Raw genomic sequence first — 16,671 nt, 5'->3', positions numbered from 1 at the left:
GGGTCTTCCCCTTTTTATTATAAGGAGGTATATCATGAAGAAAAAAAGTATCTGGCAAGAAATTCTGGATAGAGGAATATGGGTGTTGATTTTTTTAATAGGACTGGTGTTATCTCAACTTCCCTTAATTTTATCTGCCCTTTTATCCGCTAGACAATTCCCACTCCTACAGTCAGGACTCTTGGTGGCTTTGCTGTCGGTCGCTATTCTAACTGTTTTTATCTTTAGTGCGCGAAAAACAGAGATTGCGACCTTCAATCTTTCTTTTTTCAAGGCAAAAGATCTGGCCCGCTTGGTTTTGAGTTATTTGGTTATTTTCACAAGTAACTTATTCGGATCTGCCTTGCTCCGTCTGATGAATGAATCTACGACCAGCAATCAATCAACTATTAATAATCTGGTTCAGAATAGCTCGCTGATTTCCAGTTTTTTCTTACTGGTTCTGATTGCTCCTATTTGTGAGGAAATATTGTGTCGTGGAATTATCCCTAAAAAGATCTTCCGTGGGAAGGAGAAGTTGGGTTATCTTGTAGGTGCAGTCGTCTTTGCCTTGCTCCACACACCGACCAATCTGCCTTCTCTCCTTATCTATGGAGGAATGTCGACAGTTTTAACTTGGACAGCCTACAGAACAGAACGTTTAGAGATGTCGATCTTGCTTCATATGATTGTCAATGGTATTGCCTTTTGTTTGCTGGCTTTACTGGTTTTGATTAGTCGAAATGTAGGCTTGCCTTTCTAGACCATTTCCTTACTTGGAAAAGATGAATGCGGGCGTATCCATCTTTTTCTTTTTATGGTAAAATAGAGAAATAATGTGGTGAAAAATCTTGAGGAGTGACCGTATGTCCAATAAAGCTAGTCAGGCAAAAACAGCCATTTGCGGAATTATCAATGTAACCCCAGATTCCTTTTCGGATGGTGGGCAGTTTTTTGCTGTTGACCAGGCTCTTCAGCAAGCTCGTAAATTGATAGCTGAAGGAGCAAGTATGCTAGATATCGGTGGAGAATCGACTCGTCCTGGAAGTAGCTATGTTGAGATAGAAGAGGAAATCCAGCGTGTTGTTCCAGTCATCAAAGCTATCCGTGAGGAAAGTGATGTCCTCATTTCTATCGATACTTGGAAAAGTCAGGTGGCAGAGACTGCTTTGGCTGCTGGCGCCAATCTGGTCAACGATATCACTGGTCTCATGGGAGATGAGAAAATGGCGGATGTGGTTGCTAAGGCTGGTGCGCAAGTAGTCATCATGTTTAATCCAGTCATGGCTCGACCTCAACACCCTAGTTCGCTCATATTCCCGCATTTTGGATTTGGGGATCCTTTTACAAATGAAGACTTGGCGTACTTTGAACAACTACCAGTAGAAGATTTGATGACCGCGTTCTTTGACCGCGTTCTAGCAAGAGCGGAGAAAGCAGGGATTTCGAAAGGCAAGATCATGCTGGATCCAGGAATCGGCTTTGGTCTGACTAAGAAAGAAAATCTACTCCTTCTACGGGATTTGGATAAACTGCATCAGAAAGGCTATCCAATCTTTCTTGGGGTTTCGCGTAAGCGATTTGTCATCAATATCCTAGAAGAAAATGGTTTTGAAGTCAATCCTGAGACAGAACTTGGTTTCCGCAATCGGGACACGGCCTCTGCTCATGTAACCAGTATCGCTGCGAGACAGGGTGTGGAAGTGGTGCGCGTGCACGATGTAGCCAGTCATAAGATGGCAGTTGAAATTGCGTCAGCCATTCGTTTGGCAGATGATGCGGAAAATCTAGATTTAAAACAATATAAATAAGATGAAAGAAATTGAAAACAATCAGTGGATTGCCCACTATCGGACGGATCAACCGCATTTTGGCTTGGAGCGAATGGTAGAACTCCTAGCCCTGCGAGGTAATCCCCATCTCAAACTCAAGGTTATCCATATCGGAGGGACCAATGGCAAGGGTTCGACCATTGCTTTTTTGAAAAATATGCTGGAAAAGCTAGGTCTGAGAGTTGGTGTTTTCAGCTCGCCCTATCTCATTCATTATACAGACCAGATTAGCATCAATGGTGAATCCATTCCCGAAGTGAGACTAGAAGCCATGATGGCAGTTTATCGCTCTTTGCTTGAGGGGGAGAGGAGCGTTGCATTACAAGGAACGACTGAATTTGAGATTGTCACAGCTCTTGCCTATGATTACTTTGCCACTGAAAAAGTTGATGTGGCCATCATGGAAGTCGGTATGGGTGGCCTTCTGGATAGTACCAATGTTTGCCAGCCAATTTTAACAGGAATTACGACTATTGGACTGGATCATGTAGCCCTACTTGGTGACACCTTGGAAGCCATAGCAGAGCAGAAGGCTGGTATTATCAAGCAAGGCATTCCCTTGGTGACAGGTCGCATTACTCCAGCAGCCTTGACTGTTATCGACCGCATTGCGGAAGGGAAAAATGCGCCGAGACTTGCCTATGGGAGTGATTATCAAGTCAGTCATCAAGAAAGTGTGGTGACAGGAGAGGTCTTTGACTATACAAGTGCTGTCAGACAAGGTCGTTTCCAGACTGGTCTGATTGGTTTACATCAGATAGAGAATGCGGGGATGGCGCTTGCCCTCCTAGACACTTATTGCCAGGAGACTGGACGAGAGTTAGCAAGTAATGACTTGGTTGCTCAAGCTTTGAAAGAAACCAGTTGGCCAGGGCGTTTGGAGGTCGTGTCTAGTGACCCCTTGCTGCTTTTGGATGGGGCCCATAATCCCCATGCTATCAAGGCTTTATTAGCAACCTTGCAAGAACGCTTTGCGGATTATCATAAGGAAATCCTCTTTACCTGCATCAAAACCAAGGCCTTGGATGATATGCTGGACTTGCTAGGGGAAATGCCAGATACCGAGCTTACCCTGACACATTTTGACGATAGTCGGGCGACTGATGAAAACGTGCTGAAAGAGACAGCCAAGTCTAGAAATCTCAATTACCAAAGTTGGCCGGATTTTCTAGAGCAGAAATTGACAGATAAAAATGAAGAGAAACAAACAGTTAGGATTGTCACGGGTTCCTTGTATTTCTTGAACCAAGTGAGAGCCTACCTGATGGAGAGGAATAACTAGAGAATGGATACACAAAAGATTGAAGCGGCTGTAAAAATGATTATCGAGGCCGTTGGTGAGGACGCTAACCGCGAGGGCTTACAGGAAACACCTGCTCGTGTAGCCCGTATGTATCAAGAGATTTTTTCAGGTCTTGGCCAAACTGCTGAGGAACATTTATCAAAATCCTTTGAGATTATTGATGATAATATGGTAGTGGAAAAGGATATCTTTTTCCACACCATGTGTGAACACCACTTTCTACCATTTTATGGGAGAGCGCATATTGCCTATATTCCAGATGGTCGTGTGGCAGGCTTGTCTAAGCTAGCCCGTACGGTTGAAGTTTATTCTAAAAAACCACAGATTCAAGAACGGTTGAATATCGAAGTGGCCGATGCCTTGATGGACTATCTGGGGGCTAAGGGAGCCTTTGTTGTCATTGAGGCAGAGCATATGTGTATGAGCATGCGTGGTGTTCGAAAACCAGGCACGGCAACCTTGACGACAGTAGCTCGTGGTCTATTTGAAACAGATAAGGATCTCCGAGATCAGGCTTATCGTTTAATGGGACTATAAAAAGAATCCGCTATAAGCGGATTTTTCTAGAAAGGAGAAGTTATGGATCAACTGCGGATTAAAGATTTGGAAATATTTGCTTATCACGGACTCTTTCCAAGTGAAAAAGAGCTAGGGCAAAAGTTTGTCATTTCGGCGACCCTATCCTATGATATGACCAAGGCAGCGACAGACTTGGATTTGGCGGCTTCTATCCATTACGGCGAACTTTGTCAGCAGTGGACGACTTGGTTTCAGGAAACAACTGAGGACCTGATTGAAACGGTAGCCTATAAACTGGTAGAACATACCTTTGAGACCTATCCTCTTGTCCAAGAAATTGAGTTGGAACTCAAAAAACCTTGGGCTCCAGTGCATTTGCCACTAGATACCTGCTCGGTGACCATTCACCGTCGTAAGCAGCGGGCCTTTATCGCTCTAGGAAGTAATATGGGAGACAAGAAAGCGAACTTGGAGCATGCCATTGAGAAAATGCGAACTCGAGGTATCCGTATTCTCAAAGAGTCCAGTGTCTTAACGACGGAGCCTTGGGGTGGTGTGGAACAGGATAGCTTTGCCAATCAGGTGGTTGAAGTAGAAACCTGGCTACCCGCTCCAGTCTTGTTAAAAACCTTGTTAGCCATTGAGTCCGAGATGGGACGGGTTCGAGAGGTGCATTGGGGGCCTCGTTTGATTGATTTGGACCTACTCTTTGTAGAAGACCAAGTCATTTATACAGACGACCTCATCTTGCCTCATCCTTATATAGCAGAACGCCTCTTTGTCCTTGAGCCGTTAGTGGAAATAGCTCCCCATTTTATTCATCCAATCTTAAAACAACCGATACGCTACTTGTATCAAGAATTGAACAAATAGAAAAAACTCTAGTTCCTCAGCAGTTTGCGCCGAGAAGCTAGAGTTTTTAAAATAGGTCATTTTCTTCAGGAAGGAGAATGGTTTCTTTCCCGTCCATGTCTAAAACAAGGACTTTAGGAGGGTAAAGAGGATCAAAAGGATGATTAAAATCAAAGTCGATACTAGTCGGCAGGTGCTGGCTAGAAAAATGGAAGGTGATGGTCCCCTCGTTGTTTAGTAGTTGAAATTCTAGTTCCTCTTCTAATTCAAATACGTTTTTCAAAAAATGATCGATAATAAACCATAAAGAATCGATAACATCATCAGGCAAGCTGGTCACAACACCAAAACTGGCCGAACGTCTCTGAGTATTTGTAAAAGCCATAAACATTCCCTCCCTCCTTTTATTTTTCCTTATCATACAGCAAAACATCCCAAAAATCAAGAAATCGTACTCGCTTTTTCAAAATGGGAATAGGTTGTGAAATTTTTTCAAAGTTTCTCTAAAAAATACTTGAAAGTGTTTACAATAAGTGATAAAATGGAGTAAGCAGATGTATGAAAGCGAAATTTTCAATATAGAAAGGAAACAGAATGAACACAGATGATACAGTAACGATTTATGATGTTGCCCGTGAAGCTGGGGTTTCAATGGCAACTGTTAGCCGTGTAGTGAATGGCAATAAGAACGTCAAAGAGAATACTCGTAAAAAAGTTCTAGAGGTGATTGATCGTCTTGACTACCGTCCAAATGCGGTAGCGCGTGGCTTGGCCAGCAAGAAAACCACGACAGTTGGTGTTGTGATTCCAAATATCACCAATGGCTATTTTTCAACCCTAGCCAAGGGGATTGATGATATTGCAGAGATGTATAAGTACAATATCGTCCTAGCCAACAGTGATGAAGACGATGAAAAAGAAGTTTCAGTAGTTAATACTCTCTTTTCAAAACAGGTTGACGGGATCATTTTTATGGGCTATCACTTGACTGAAAAGATTCGTTCAGAATTTTCTCGTTCTCGGACACCAGTTGTCCTTGCAGGAACGGTGGATATAGAACACCAGTTGCCAAGTGTTAATATTGACTACAAACAAGCAACGATTGATGCAGTAACTCATTTGCTTCAGGAAAATGAAAAGATTGCCTTTATCAGTGGACCACTTGTTGATGATATCAACGGCAAAATTCGATTGATTGGTTACAAGGAAGCATTGAAAAAGGCAGGAATCCCTTATAGCGAGGGCTTGGTATTTGAATCTAAATACAGCTATAATGATGGCTATGCCCTGGCGGAGCGCTTGGTTTCTTCACAGGCTACAGCTGCAGTTGTGACAGGTGATGAATTGGCTGCGGGTGTGTTAAATGGCTTGGCAGATCACGGTATTTCTGTACCGGAAGAGTTTGAAATCATTACGACAGATGATTCTCAAATTGCACGATTCACTCGTCCAAACTTAACGACAATTGCTCAACCTCTATACGACCTTGGTGCTATCAGTATGCGTATGTTGACCAAGATTATGCATAAGGAAGAGTTAGAAGAACGTGAAGTTCTTCTACCTCACGGCTTGACAGAACGTCGTTCGACACGAAAACGTAAATAGAAAAAATCAGGGAATCAAGAAGATTTCCTGATTTTCAATTTTAACCTTCCATGTAATTGCGAAGTTCTTGTCCTTTTAGTCCAGCATTAAGGGCAATTAATAATTTGAGGCGAGCTTTTTGAGCATTGAGTTCTTTGACAAAGAGAACACCAGAATTTTGTAATTGAACTCCTCCCCCTTGGTAGGCATAAACAGGTTCAGCAATTCCGTTAAAACAACGTGAGACCAAGGCGACTGGGATTCCTTTTTGGAGGAGACTTTCTAATTTTTGAGCTGTTTCTTTGGGTACATTACCTGCTCCAAAAGCTTGAATGACTAATCCATCTAGGTGATCTAGGTCAAGCATATCAATCAGCTCGTCTGTCATACCGGCATAGGCAGAGATGATGGGAACCAGACCTTGAATATGTTCGAGATCAAAACGGACACGAGGCTCAGCTGTTTTGAAGTAGAGGATTTCTTGCTTCATGATAAGACCGAGAGGCCCGTGAGTAGGAGTTTGAAAGGTACCGACGTTGGTGGTATGGGTTTTGGTAACATACTTGGCCGCGTGGATTTCATCATTCATGACGACCAGCACACCCTTTTCGGCTGCTTTGTCATCGCTGGCAACTCGTAAAGCACTCAGATAGTTGTATACACCGTCGCTACCGAGTTCGTTGGAACTACGCATAGCTCCAGTTAGAACGATGGGCATGTGTGGGATTTCCATGGTATCAAGGAAGTAGGCAGTTTCCTCTAGCGTATCTGTTCCATGTGTGATGACAACTCCATCGTAGTGGTCTGCTTCCTCTTTGATTTTATGATAGAGCGCAAGCATATGCTTGGGTTTGATATGGGGACTTGGCAGGTTAAAAAAGTCTAGGGCATGAACCTCAATCCCTTCAAGTGGATTGGATACATGGTTCATGGGATTGTCCTGACTAGTTACAACGGCACCAGTGGCGTCTGCTTGCATGGAAATAGTCCCACCTGTATGTAAAACAAGGATTTTCTTAGGCATGAATTACTCACTCTTTCTGAAATGTGGTATAATCATTGTAACACAAAAGGGGAGAATGGGATAGGATGGAAGTCAAGGCTGTTTTTTTTGATATCGATGGAACGCTAGTCAACGATCGTAAGAGTGTTTTGAAATCCACTAAGGACGCGATTAGGATTGTGAAAGAGCAAGGGGTGCTTGTCGGAGTGGCGACAGGACGAGGACCGTTTTTTGTCAAGGAATTGATGGAAGATTTAGATCTGGATTTTGCAATAACTTATAACGGACAATATATCTTTAATAAAGAAAAAGTCTTATTTGCTAGCCCGATTGCTAAGTCAAGCCTGCGTCAATTGATTGCCTATGCTAAAAAAGAGCGAAAAGAAATCGCTCTTGGAACCGAGCATGCTGTTGTTGGTTCGAAAATTATGTCATTTGGTCTTGGGTCCTTTTCACAGCTGGTTAGCCGTTTCATTCCAACTGGCTTAACAAGAACCGTTAGCCGTTCCTTTAATCGAATGGTTAGTAAGGCAGTTCCTCAAAAGGAAGATGACCTACTTCGTTTGATCAATGAGCCAATCTATCAAGTGTTAATGCTGATGACTCCTGAAGAATCTGAGAAAGCTGCAAGTGATTTTGAAGATTTGAAATTGACTCGAAGCAATCCTTTTGCAGCAGATATCATCAACCAAGGAAATTCCAAACTAGAAGGCATTCGCCGAGTCGGGAAAGAATATGGTTTTGATCTCAACCAAGTCATGGCTTTCGGTGATTCAGACAATGACCTGGAAATGTTGGCAGGTGTTGGTATGTCTGTAGCTATGGGAAATGGCAGTAGCAGCGTCAAAGAAGTTGCCAAGCACATTACAGCAAGTAACCAGCAAGATGGTATCCACAAGGCGCTCGAGCACTTTGGTGTTTTGGCTTCAGAAAAAGTGTTTGTCAGTCGAGACTACCACTTTAATAAGGTCAAGACCTTCCACCACATGATGGATGAACGAACTCAAGAAGAGCCACAGGCATGGGATGCTGAAGGTGCAACCCACCGCGCAGATTTTAAAATTGAAGAATTAGTAGAGTTTGTTCGCGCGGCAAGTTCTTCGGAGGAAGAATTCCAGCAGTCACTTGCAAGCATGCATGCGGCACTTGATAAGGCGGCCGAAAAGGTGAGGCAAAAAACGCCTGCCCAAAAAGATCTAATCGGGCAGGTTGATGCCTTAATCGATACACTGTATTTTACTTACGGCAGTTTTGCCTTGATGGGAGTGGATCCAGAACGCATATTTGATATTGTGCATGAGGCAAACATGGGGAAGGTTTTTCCTGATGGAAAAGCTCATTTTGATCCAGTTACACATAAAATCTTAAAACCGGATGACTGGGACGAAAAATATGCTCCAGAACCTGCTATCAGAAAGGAACTGCAGCGTCAGCTCAAGGCTTATGAGCGACATAAAGAGAGAAATAAGTAAGAAAAAAGGGAGCCTAGCAGGCTCCTTTTGTGTTCCTATAATGTTTTTTCTTGTTCTCTCACGACGAGCAAATCAACTTTTGCGTGGCGGAGGATGTATTCAGATGAAGAGCCAACCAAGAGGCGTTCAAAGGCATTAAGACCTGTTGCACCGACGAGAATCAGGTCAACATTTTCTGCGTCTGGAATGGTACGGGCAAGGAGAGTTTTTGGATTTCCCATTTCGATGACGGTATGAATATCGGTCACGCCCGCATCTTTTGCACGTTTTTCGTACTCTTTCATCAAACTTTCAGCGTCAACTTGGAGTTCTTCGTAAACTTCAGCATCAAAGGTAGACACGCTTTGAAGAGCGCGTGTGTCAATAACATGGGCAATGGTGAGCTTGGAATCATTGCGTAGAGCAGTGTAAACACCTTTAACAAAAGCCAAGTCTGCCTCTTTAGAACCATCAATTGCAACCATAACATTTTGGTAACGTTGTGCCATAATGAAACCTCCTGAAATTTTCTTACTTTTATTGTAATCCTTTTCACTAAAGAAGTAAAGTAAAAATCATATTTTAAATAAATATTATTGGAGATTCGATTTGGGGGAGATATGTTAAAATAAAAGAAAACGGGATAGTAGGAAACACAGCGAGGGGATGAGAAAGTATGAAAGGATCTGTTCAAGCTTCTAAAAAAAATAAGTCTTCTTTATCATGGAATTATCCTTGCGTCACTTGTAGGAGAAGTAGTGATGCTTTGGCAGCTGGAAAGAGTCGTGCCTGTTCTCTATCCAGGTTTTGTTGGCTTTCTTCTCTTTCACTTAGTCTACCACATCATTTTATTTGTGATTGCAAAGAGAAGTGGTCGCTTGGACTATTTGGTCACGTGGGGGCTCTTTCTCATGTTTAATCTTTTGTATGATTCCTTTTTAGCATTAGTCTTTCTAGGTTTGTCTTTTGGTATGTGAGAAATGGTTCTTCCTTCTAGTTATTTAGACGGTAAGAACCTAATCGTTGTGAGTTTTTTCTTGGCTCCCTCATTTCAGGAAACTTGTCGCAATCCCTTTCTAGTGGTATAATGTTACTATCTCGATGAATTGAGGAAACAAGATGAAAGAATATAACAAGTCTAGTAAGCTAGAGCATGTTGCCTATGATATCCGTGGCCCTGTTTTGGAAGAAGCTATGCGGATGCGAGCAAACGGAGAAAAGATTTTACGTCTGAATACAGGGAATCCAGCAGAATTTGGCTTTACAGCACCAGATGAGGTCATTCATGACTTGATTATGAATGCGCGTGATAGCGAAGGGTATTCTGACTCTAAAGGGATTTTCTCAGCCCGTAAGGCCATCATGCAGTATTGCCAACTGAAGAACTTCCCCAATGTGGACATTGATGATATCTACCTTGGAAATGGTGTCAGTGAGCTGATTGTCATGTCTATGCAGGGGCTTTTGGATAATGGCGATGAGGTCTTGGTGCCTATGCCAGACTATCCTCTCTGGACAGCTGCTGTCAGCCTAGCTGGGGGAAATGCGGTTCACTATATCTGTGACGAAGCTGCAGAATGGTATCCTGATATTGACGATATCAAGTCAAAAATCACTTCCAATACCAAGGCTATCGTCCTTATCAATCCGAACAATCCAACAGGAGCCCTTTATCCTAAAGAACTCCTGTTGGAGATTATTGAAATCGCTCGTCAAAACGATTTGATCATCTTTGCGGACGAAATCTATGACCGCATGGTGATGGATGGGCATGTGCATACGCCTGTGGCGAGCTTGGCACCAGATGTCTTCTGTGTCAGCATGAATGGTCTGTCAAAATCCCACCGTATCGCTGGTTTTCGTGTGGGCTGGATGGTCTTGTCTGGTCCTAAGACACATGTTAAAGGCTATATCGAAGGTCTCAATATGCTGTCCAATATGCGCCTTTGTTCCAACGTTTTGGCCCAGCAAGTCGTCCAAACATCACTAGGAGGTCACCAGTCAGTGGACGAATTACTCCTTCCTGGTGGTCGCATCTATGAGCAAAGAAACTTTATCTATAATGCCATTCAAGATATTCCAGGTTTGTCTGCAGTCAAACCAAAGGCAGGTCTTTATATTTTCCCTAAAATCGATCGCAATATGTACCGCATCGATGACGATGAACAGTTTGTCCTTAATTTCTTGAAGCAGGAAAAGGTTCTCTTGGTTCATGGCCGCGGCTTTAACTGGCAAGAACCAGACCATTTCCGTATCGTTTACCTCCCTCGTGTGGACGAATTGGCGCAAATCCAAGAAAAGATGACTCGTTTCTTGAAACAATATCGTAGATAGGGCTTTCATAGGAAAAGCTAGAAAACATTTGCTTGGAGCTATTGACAAAAGTGGCAGAATCAGATAGAATAGTAAAGTATGTTTAGTAACTGATCACTTTATAGCCGGCTAAACGAATACAAAATCTATGAGGAGGTATTCATCGTGAAACGTACTTATCAACCAAGTAAACTTCGTCGTGCGCGCAAACACGGATTCCGTAACCGTATGTCAACTAAAAACGGTCGTCGCGTATTGGCAGCTCGTCGTCGTAAAGGACGCAAAGTTTTGGCTGCATAATCCAAACGAATTCAACAAAGAAGTCAGTAGGAACTCGAGTCTACTGGCTTTTCTTTTTTCTATAATATCAGTCTGTAAAGACTTTATATTTTTTCTTAAATAGTGTATAATATTTCATATACTATAAAAATGGAGAACAGTTATGAAGAAATCAAAAGCCCTCCTACTAGGGGCTGGAATTTTGAGTGCAAGCTTCTTGATGGTGGCTTGTAGTTCGGCACAATCAAATACAGATAAAACCTACTCATATGTATTTGCAAGCAATCCAGATACATTAGACTATATCACTTCAACACGTGGTTCGACCTCTAGCATTACGACAAACTTGATTGATGGTTTGTTGGAAAATGATAAGTACGGCAATCTCGTCCCTTCTATGGCAGAGTCATGGACTGTATCAAAAGATGGTTTGACCTATACCTATAAAATCCGCCAAGGGGCTAAGTGGTATACCTCTGAAGGAGAAGAATACGCTGAAGTGACAGCTCATGACTTTGTGACGGGTCTCAAGTATGCAGCGGATAAAAAGGCTGAGAACTTGTACTTGGTACGGGATTCGATCAAAGGTTTGGCAGATTATGTCGAAGGGAAGACATCTGACTTTGAGACGGTTGGAGTCAAGGCAGTGGACGACTATACTCTCCAATACACCTTGAACAAGCCAGAGTCTTATTGGAATTCAAAGACAACAGGGGGAATTTTGAGTCCTGTCAATGAAGCTTTTTTGAAATCTAAGGGAGATGACTTTGGAAGTGTTACCCCATCTAGTATCTTATCCAATGGGCCATACTTGTTCAAGTCTTTTACTTCAAAATCTTTAATTGAGTTTGAAAAGAACCCCAATTACTGGGATAAGGACAATGTGAAAATTGAGAAGGTAAAACTTTCCTTCTATGATGGTTCAGACCAAGATAGTTTGGCTCGAGGATTCTTAGAAGGTAACTACACAGACGGACGTATCTTCCCGACAAGCTCTGTCTTTGACCAGCTGAAAAAAGGGAATGAAGATAAGATTACCTATACTCCTCAGAATGCTGTGACTTTCTACTATCTCTTCAATGTCAACCGTCAAAGTTACAATCAAACCATGAAACAGACGGATAAAGAAAAGACGGATTCTCGTGCAGCTATGCAAAATAAAGACTTCCGTCAGGCGATTAACTTTGCCTTTGACCGTCATGCCTACGCTGCCCAGACAAATGGAGAAGATGGAGCTGACCGTATCCTTCGAAACACTGTCACACCAAGCAACTTTGTTCAAATCGGTGGAAAGAATTTTGGAGATGCTGTCAATGAAAAGATGGTCAACTATGGTTCAGAGTGGTCAAATATTAATCTGAATGACGCGCAACCTGCTTTCCTGAATGCTGATAAAGCCAAGGCAGAATTTGCCAAAGCCAAAGAAAGTTTGCAGGCAGAAGGTGTGACCTTCCCTATCCATTTAGACATGCCGGTAGACCAGACTGCCAAGTTGGATGTACAGCAAGCAAGTTCTTTCAAGCAGACGGTTGAGGAGACACTTGGATCAGATAATATTGTTATCGATGTGATTCAATTGTCTCCAGACGAGAAAGACAATGCAACCTTCTTTGCTGACACAGCTGAACAAAAGGACTATGACATCGATATTTCGGGCTGGAGTGGAGATTACTCTGATCCTAAGACATATCTTGACCTCTTGGATCCAGACTCTGGTTCTCAGTTAAAAAATCTTGGCCTGACTCCAGGGAAAGACAATGATGTCAAGGAAAAAATCGGTCTCTCTACCTACAAGAAGTTGTTGGACATAGCAGACAATGAGGTTGAAAATACTCAGACTCGCTATGAAAAATTTGCTGAAGTTCAAGCTTGGCTAACAGATAGTGCTCTCTTTCTGCCAGTTCAAAGTGGAGGAGCTAATCCAATCTTCCGTAAGACTGTACCGTTCACAGGAGCCTTCTCATTTGTCGGACATAAAGGGGATGCGGATAACTACAAATACCTTGAGTTGCAAAAAGATCCCGTGACTGCGAAACAGTATCAAGAGCTTTATGAAAAATGGCAAAAAGAAAAAACTGAGTCCAATAAAAAAGCTCAGGAAGATTTAGCTAACCACATTCAATAATATTCCTAGTCATGCTTTTTAGTTAAGCATAGTGGCTGGATTCAGAAAAAGGCCCCGCCAGACGCTTTTTGGTTCTGGTAGGGCCTTTTCTTTATTCTTTTAAGTGATAGGAGTAGCTAGCGACAACGACATCCTGGTGCCAACGAAGAGCGTATTTTAGTTTGAGGCTCATTTGATTGTGCAGGATATTTTGCCAAGGTTTATTAGGGATAAACTGAGGTACAAGGACAGTGACTGTATAGTTCTTTTTCTGGGCTTCCTCGGATATCCGTTTGACATACTTAACACTAGGGGTGATGATGTCGCGGTAACTGGTATTGATATTCTTCAGATTGATATTTGGGAAGTAGTCGGCAAATTCCTGAAGAATTTCTTGGTCTTTTTCAGCCGTTTCTTTAGTAGAAATGTGCATGGCTAACACTTCATCACCGATACTTTGAGCGTAGTTAATGGCTCCGACACTTACTCGAGTAACATTTCCTACTAGGACAAGGACAAGGTTGCCGTCATAAGTGCGCTTTTCAATTCCTTCGTAGAGTCGTAGCTGTTTTGCCACTTTTTGGTAATGGCTGTGAATGGATAAAAAGAGGAAAGTTAAAACTAGGATAATTGGGAAGAAAGGCCAGATATCACCCAGTCTGAAGAGAAGTAGAATGAGAACGATAGCATAACAAATGATGGCCCCAAGGATATTAGCAAAGGCAGGTTTTAAGAAATTTGCTCCTTTTTCCTTTTTCCAATGACGAATCATCCCAGTCTGAGAAAGGGCAAAGGGAACGAAGACACCGATAGTATAAAGAGGAATCAGGCGTTCAGTATTCCCGTTAAAAATGAGAAGAAGGATCATAGCTCCAAAAGCCAGAGTTAAGATGCCGTTGGAGTAGCCAAGGCGGTCTCCTTTTTCCATAAAGAGATGGGGCATGTATTTGTTTTTAGCCATATTGTAGGACAGCATAGGGAAGGCTGAAAAGCCAGTATTTGCAGCTACAGCTAGAATCAAGGCTGTGGAGAACTGGAAGAGATAGTAGCTAGCATGACCAAAGAATGAATTCCCAAGAATGCCCTTTGCCATTTGCGAGAGGATGGTTTCTCCGTGTTGAGGTGTGATGCCCATCCAGTAGTTTAGGAAGGTAATGCCCGCAAAAAGAAAACCTAAAATGAGCGACATGATGGTCAAGGTCTGAGCAGCATTCTTTTCCTTCGGAGTTTTGAAAAATGGTACCGCATTTGAAATAGCTTCAACCCCTGTCAGAGAGGCAGAGCCACTGGTAAAGGCTCTTAGTAGGAGAACGATGGAAAGGCTCGGAACAGTTTGTCCAATGGTTGAAGTCGCCTGATAGTTTAGGGAACCTGTAAACAGTTGAAAGAACCCATAAAGCAAGAGAAAGACGGTACTGAAGATAAAGAGGTAGACGGGAATCATCAGAGAGCTGGCCGATTCTTTCAAGCCTCTTAAATTCAAGAGCATGAGCAGGCAGACTAGGAAAATAGAGATATGAAGATTGTAGGGATGGAGGGCAGGTATGGCTGCAGTAATAGCATCAGCTCCAGAAGCAACGGATACGGCTACTGTCAGCATATAGTCAACAAGGAGGCTGCCTCCTGCAATCAAGCCTAGCTCGGGAGATAGATTTTCTCGAGTAACCATATAAGCTCCTCCACCTTGAGGATAGGCATGAATGATTTGACGATAGGAAATGGTCAAACTAGCGAGCAGTAAGAGGACAAAAATACCGATAGGGAGGCTCCACCAAATAGCGAGAGGAGAGAGACTGACTAAAACGAGAATGACTTGTTCAGGTCCATAGGCAATAGAAGACAGGGCATCACTGGATAACATTGCAAGTGCCTGCATTTTTCCAAGCAATCCCCCTTCGCCGTCTGTGAGAGACTTGAGTGGTCGACCGATAAAGGTATATTTTAATTTTCTAAACATTTTCTTTTCCTTTGATGAAAATTTCAATAAGTGTTATTATACTGCTTTGAAAAAGGGCAGTCAAGGGAGAATGGTCGGTATTAGAATATTTTTACAAGCCGAGGGATGCTATTTTTGGTATAATAGATGGAAGAAAATGAGGTTATAAGAGATGATTTTTGATACGCACACACATTTAAATGTAGAAGAATTTGCAGGACGTGAGGCAGAAGAAATCGCCTTGGCTGCTGAGATGGGTGTGACACAGATGAATATTGTTGGTTTTGATACACCGACCATTGAGCGAGCCCTAGAATTGACAGATGAGTATGAGCAACTCTACGCAACTATTGGCTGGCATCCGACGGAAGCAGGGACTTACACAGATGAGGTCGAAGCTTACTTGCTTGAAAAACTAAAACATCCTAAGGTCGTTGCCTTGGGGGAGATTGGTCTGGACTATCACTGGATGACAGCACCTAAGGAAGTGCAGGAGCAGGTTTTTCGTCGTCAGATTCAGTTGTCTAAGGACTTGAATTTGCCTTTTGTGGTCCATACCCGTGATGCGCTAGAAGATACTTATGAGATTATCAAGAGTGAGGGCGTTGGTCCTCGTGGTGGGATTATGCATTCATTTTCAGGTTCTTTGGAGTGGGCTGAGAAGTTTGTCGGGCTTGGTATGACCATTTCTTTCTCAGGAGTGGTAACTTTTAAGAAAGCAACGGATATCCAAGAGGCTGCTAGGGAGCTTCCTTTGGATAAAATCCTTGTTGAGACAGATGCCCCTTACCTAGCTCCTGTTCCTAAACGTGGCCGTGAAAACAAAACAGCCTACACACGCTATGTGGTGGACTTTATCGCCGACTTGCGTGGGATGACGACCGAGGAATTAGCAGCTATAACGACTGCAAATGCAGAGCGTATCTTTGGATTGGACAGCAAGTGATGAAAGAAAAAATTTCCCAAGTCATCGTGGTCGAAGGTCGCGATGATACGGCCAATCTCAAACGTTACTTTGACGTGGAAACCTATGAGACACGAGGTTCCGCAATAAATGACCAGGATATAGAGCGGATTCGTCGCCTGCATGAACTGCATGGAGTCATTGTATTTACAGACCCTGACTTTAATGGTGAACGCATTCGTCGCATGATTATGACGGCCATTCCAACAGTGCAGCATGCCTTTCTCAAGCGAGATGAAGCTGTTCCCAAATCCAAGTCCAAGGGACGTTCTCTGGGAATCGAACACGCCAGCTATGAAGATCTAAAAATAGCGCTGGCTCAAGTGACAGAGAAATTTGAAAACAAGAACGAGTTTGACATCAGTCGTGCTGATTTGATTCGCCTAGGTTTCTTGGCGGGAGCAGACAGTCGTAGGCGCCGAGAATATCTAGGCGAACAGCTTCGCATCGGCTATTCCAACGGCAAGCAACTCCTCAAGCGCTTAGAGTTATTTGGGATAACCTTGGCAGAAGTAGAAGAAGTGATGGCTAAGTATTCAGTCTAACGGAGTC

The 16,671-nt window shown here is 42.9% G+C and carries 17 protein-coding genes; 13 read left to right on the top strand and 4 right to left on the bottom strand.

The features are described from left to right. The first annotated feature begins 34 nt into the window (after positions 1-34). The 5 genes from HMPREF9965_RS07950 to folK all read left to right on the top strand — a co-directional run bounded on the left by HMPREF9965_RS07950 (position 35) and on the right by folK (position 4,506). Positions 35-742, top strand: a complete 708-nt coding sequence (locus HMPREF9965_RS07950; RefSeq protein ID WP_000730339.1) for a CPBP family intramembrane glutamic endopeptidase — start codon at positions 35-37, stop codon at positions 740-742. A 103-nt stretch (positions 743-845) separates the two neighbouring features. Continuing rightward, entirely contained in the window at positions 846-1,790 is a 945-nt protein-coding gene (folP, locus tag HMPREF9965_RS07945) for a dihydropteroate synthase (RefSeq protein WP_000066041.1), read from the top strand. A gap of 1 nt (position 1,791) precedes the next feature. Beyond that, the gene (locus tag HMPREF9965_RS07940) at positions 1,792-3,093 is read left to right on the top strand and encodes a bifunctional folylpolyglutamate synthase/dihydrofolate synthase (RefSeq protein WP_004243648.1); all 1,302 of its coding nucleotides are present in this window, start codon (positions 1,792-1,794) and stop codon (positions 3,091-3,093) included. A gap of 3 nt (positions 3,094-3,096) precedes the next feature. Next, positions 3,097-3,651 carry a GTP cyclohydrolase I FolE gene (gene folE, locus HMPREF9965_RS07935; RefSeq protein WP_000380916.1) on the top strand — a complete coding sequence of 185 codons (555 nt, stop codon included), beginning with the start codon at positions 3,097-3,099 and terminating at the stop codon, positions 3,649-3,651. A gap of 42 nt (positions 3,652-3,693) precedes the next feature. Next, positions 3,694-4,506, top strand: coding sequence for a 2-amino-4-hydroxy-6-hydroxymethyldihydropteridine diphosphokinase (gene folK, locus HMPREF9965_RS07930; RefSeq protein ID WP_000372550.1), 813 nt, complete (start codon positions 3,694-3,696; stop codon positions 4,504-4,506). A 46-nt stretch (positions 4,507-4,552) separates the two neighbouring features. On the opposite strand, the gene HMPREF9965_RS07925 is transcribed toward folK, so the two are convergent. After that, positions 4,553-4,870 (bottom strand): DUF960 domain-containing protein, encoded by a 318-nt coding sequence (locus tag HMPREF9965_RS07925; protein ID WP_025170845.1) that lies wholly within the window; start codon positions 4,868-4,870, stop codon positions 4,553-4,555. A 209-nt stretch (positions 4,871-5,079) separates the two neighbouring features. Between HMPREF9965_RS07925 and ccpA the strand changes: the two genes are divergently transcribed. Further along, positions 5,080-6,090: a catabolite control protein A gene (gene ccpA, locus HMPREF9965_RS07920; protein WP_001090631.1), complete on the top strand. Its 1,011-nt coding sequence runs from the start codon at positions 5,080-5,082 to the stop codon at positions 6,088-6,090. A gap of 40 nt (positions 6,091-6,130) precedes the next feature. Here the strand turns inward: ccpA and HMPREF9965_RS07915 are convergent, their stop codons facing one another. Further along, a complete protein-coding gene (locus tag HMPREF9965_RS07915; protein ID WP_001124795.1) occupies positions 6,131-7,093 on the bottom strand; it encodes an asparaginase in 963 nt (320 codons plus the stop codon). A gap of 65 nt (positions 7,094-7,158) precedes the next feature. Here HMPREF9965_RS07915 and HMPREF9965_RS07910 point away from each other — a divergent pair, with 65 nt between their 5' ends. Then, a complete protein-coding gene (locus HMPREF9965_RS07910; protein WP_000453129.1) occupies positions 7,159-8,544 on the top strand; it encodes a Cof-type HAD-IIB family hydrolase in 1,386 nt (461 codons plus the stop codon). Between the two features lie 35 nt (positions 8,545-8,579). Here the strand turns inward: HMPREF9965_RS07910 and HMPREF9965_RS07905 are convergent, their stop codons facing one another. Then, positions 8,580-9,032, bottom strand: coding sequence for a universal stress protein (locus HMPREF9965_RS07905; protein ID WP_000079159.1), 453 nt, complete (start codon positions 9,030-9,032; stop codon positions 8,580-8,582). Between the two features lie 177 nt (positions 9,033-9,209). Here HMPREF9965_RS07905 and HMPREF9965_RS0102465 point away from each other — a divergent pair, with 177 nt between their 5' ends. The 4 genes from HMPREF9965_RS0102465 (at position 9,210) to HMPREF9965_RS07890 (ending at position 13,240) form a co-directional block, all read left to right on the top strand. Then, positions 9,210-9,500, top strand: a complete 291-nt coding sequence (locus HMPREF9965_RS0102465; RefSeq protein WP_029745856.1) for a hypothetical protein — start codon at positions 9,210-9,212, stop codon at positions 9,498-9,500. A 142-nt stretch (positions 9,501-9,642) separates the two neighbouring features. Next, complete coding sequence (locus HMPREF9965_RS07900; RefSeq protein WP_000666481.1) at positions 9,643-10,857, top strand: pyridoxal phosphate-dependent aminotransferase; 1,215 nt, start codon at positions 9,643-9,645, stop codon at positions 10,855-10,857. A 144-nt stretch (positions 10,858-11,001) separates the two neighbouring features. Next, the gene (gene rpmH, locus HMPREF9965_RS07895) at positions 11,002-11,136 is read left to right on the top strand and encodes a 50S ribosomal protein L34 (RefSeq protein ID WP_000831905.1); all 135 of its coding nucleotides are present in this window, start codon (positions 11,002-11,004) and stop codon (positions 11,134-11,136) included. 142 nt (positions 11,137-11,278) lie between these two features. Further along, positions 11,279-13,240: a peptide ABC transporter substrate-binding protein gene (locus HMPREF9965_RS07890; protein WP_000748551.1), complete on the top strand. Its 1,962-nt coding sequence runs from the start codon at positions 11,279-11,281 to the stop codon at positions 13,238-13,240. A gap of 91 nt (positions 13,241-13,331) precedes the next feature. Here the strand turns inward: HMPREF9965_RS07890 and HMPREF9965_RS07885 are convergent, their stop codons facing one another. Next, positions 13,332-15,176 carry an APC family permease gene (locus tag HMPREF9965_RS07885; RefSeq protein ID WP_000488828.1) on the bottom strand — a complete coding sequence of 615 codons (1,845 nt, stop codon included), beginning with the start codon at positions 15,174-15,176 and terminating at the stop codon, positions 13,332-13,334. Between the two features lie 151 nt (positions 15,177-15,327). Between HMPREF9965_RS07885 and HMPREF9965_RS07880 the strand changes: the two genes are divergently transcribed. Together HMPREF9965_RS07880 and rnmV are read left to right on the top strand one after the other, a co-directional pair. Then, complete coding sequence (locus tag HMPREF9965_RS07880) at positions 15,328-16,101, top strand: TatD family hydrolase (RefSeq protein ID WP_000575629.1); 774 nt, start codon at positions 15,328-15,330, stop codon at positions 16,099-16,101. Then, entirely contained in the window at positions 16,101-16,664 is a 564-nt protein-coding gene (gene rnmV / locus HMPREF9965_RS07875; protein ID WP_000659987.1) for a ribonuclease M5, read from the top strand. Before HMPREF9965_RS07880 ends, rnmV begins: the two co-directional genes overlap by 1 nt. Positions 16,665-16,671: the final 7 nt, after the last annotated feature.

The sequence above is a fragment of the Streptococcus mitis bv. 2 str. SK95 genome, from assembly GCF_000222705.1.
Taxonomy (GTDB): domain Bacteria; phylum Bacillota; class Bacilli; order Lactobacillales; family Streptococcaceae; genus Streptococcus; species Streptococcus mitis_AY.
This window is presented reverse-complemented; position numbering and strand designations above follow the sequence as displayed.

Excerpts from the sequence above, each read along its gene's own strand:
- HMPREF9965_RS07910 (WP_000453129.1), top strand. The coding sequence starts at position 7,159 with ATGGAAGTCAAGGCTGTTTTTTTTGATATCGATGGAACGCTAGTCAAC.
- HMPREF9965_RS07885 (WP_000488828.1), bottom strand. The coding sequence starts at position 15,176 with ATGTTTAGAAAATTAAAATATACCTTTATCGGTCGACCACTCAAGTCT.
- HMPREF9965_RS07950 (WP_000730339.1), top strand. The coding sequence starts at position 35 with ATGAAGAAAAAAAGTATCTGGCAAGAAATTCTGGATAGAGGAATATGG.
- folE (WP_000380916.1), top strand. The coding sequence starts at position 3,097 with ATGGATACACAAAAGATTGAAGCGGCTGTAAAAATGATTATCGAGGCC.
- folP (WP_000066041.1), top strand. The coding sequence starts at position 846 with ATGTCCAATAAAGCTAGTCAGGCAAAAACAGCCATTTGCGGAATTATC.
- HMPREF9965_RS07890 (WP_000748551.1), top strand. The coding sequence starts at position 11,279 with ATGAAGAAATCAAAAGCCCTCCTACTAGGGGCTGGAATTTTGAGTGCA.
- HMPREF9965_RS07940 (WP_004243648.1), top strand. The coding sequence starts at position 1,792 with ATGAAAGAAATTGAAAACAATCAGTGGATTGCCCACTATCGGACGGAT.
- rnmV (WP_000659987.1), top strand. The coding sequence starts at position 16,101 with ATGAAAGAAAAAATTTCCCAAGTCATCGTGGTCGAAGGTCGCGATGAT.
- HMPREF9965_RS07880 (WP_000575629.1), top strand. The coding sequence starts at position 15,328 with ATGATTTTTGATACGCACACACATTTAAATGTAGAAGAATTTGCAGGA.
- HMPREF9965_RS07900 (WP_000666481.1), top strand. The coding sequence starts at position 9,643 with ATGAAAGAATATAACAAGTCTAGTAAGCTAGAGCATGTTGCCTATGAT.
- HMPREF9965_RS07925 (WP_025170845.1), bottom strand. The coding sequence starts at position 4,870 with ATGGCTTTTACAAATACTCAGAGACGTTCGGCCAGTTTTGGTGTTGTG.
- ccpA (WP_001090631.1), top strand. The coding sequence starts at position 5,080 with ATGAACACAGATGATACAGTAACGATTTATGATGTTGCCCGTGAAGCT.
- HMPREF9965_RS07905 (WP_000079159.1), bottom strand. The coding sequence starts at position 9,032 with ATGGCACAACGTTACCAAAATGTTATGGTTGCAATTGATGGTTCTAAA.
- folK (WP_000372550.1), top strand. The coding sequence starts at position 3,694 with ATGGATCAACTGCGGATTAAAGATTTGGAAATATTTGCTTATCACGGA.
- HMPREF9965_RS07915 (WP_001124795.1), bottom strand. The coding sequence starts at position 7,093 with ATGCCTAAGAAAATCCTTGTTTTACATACAGGTGGGACTATTTCCATG.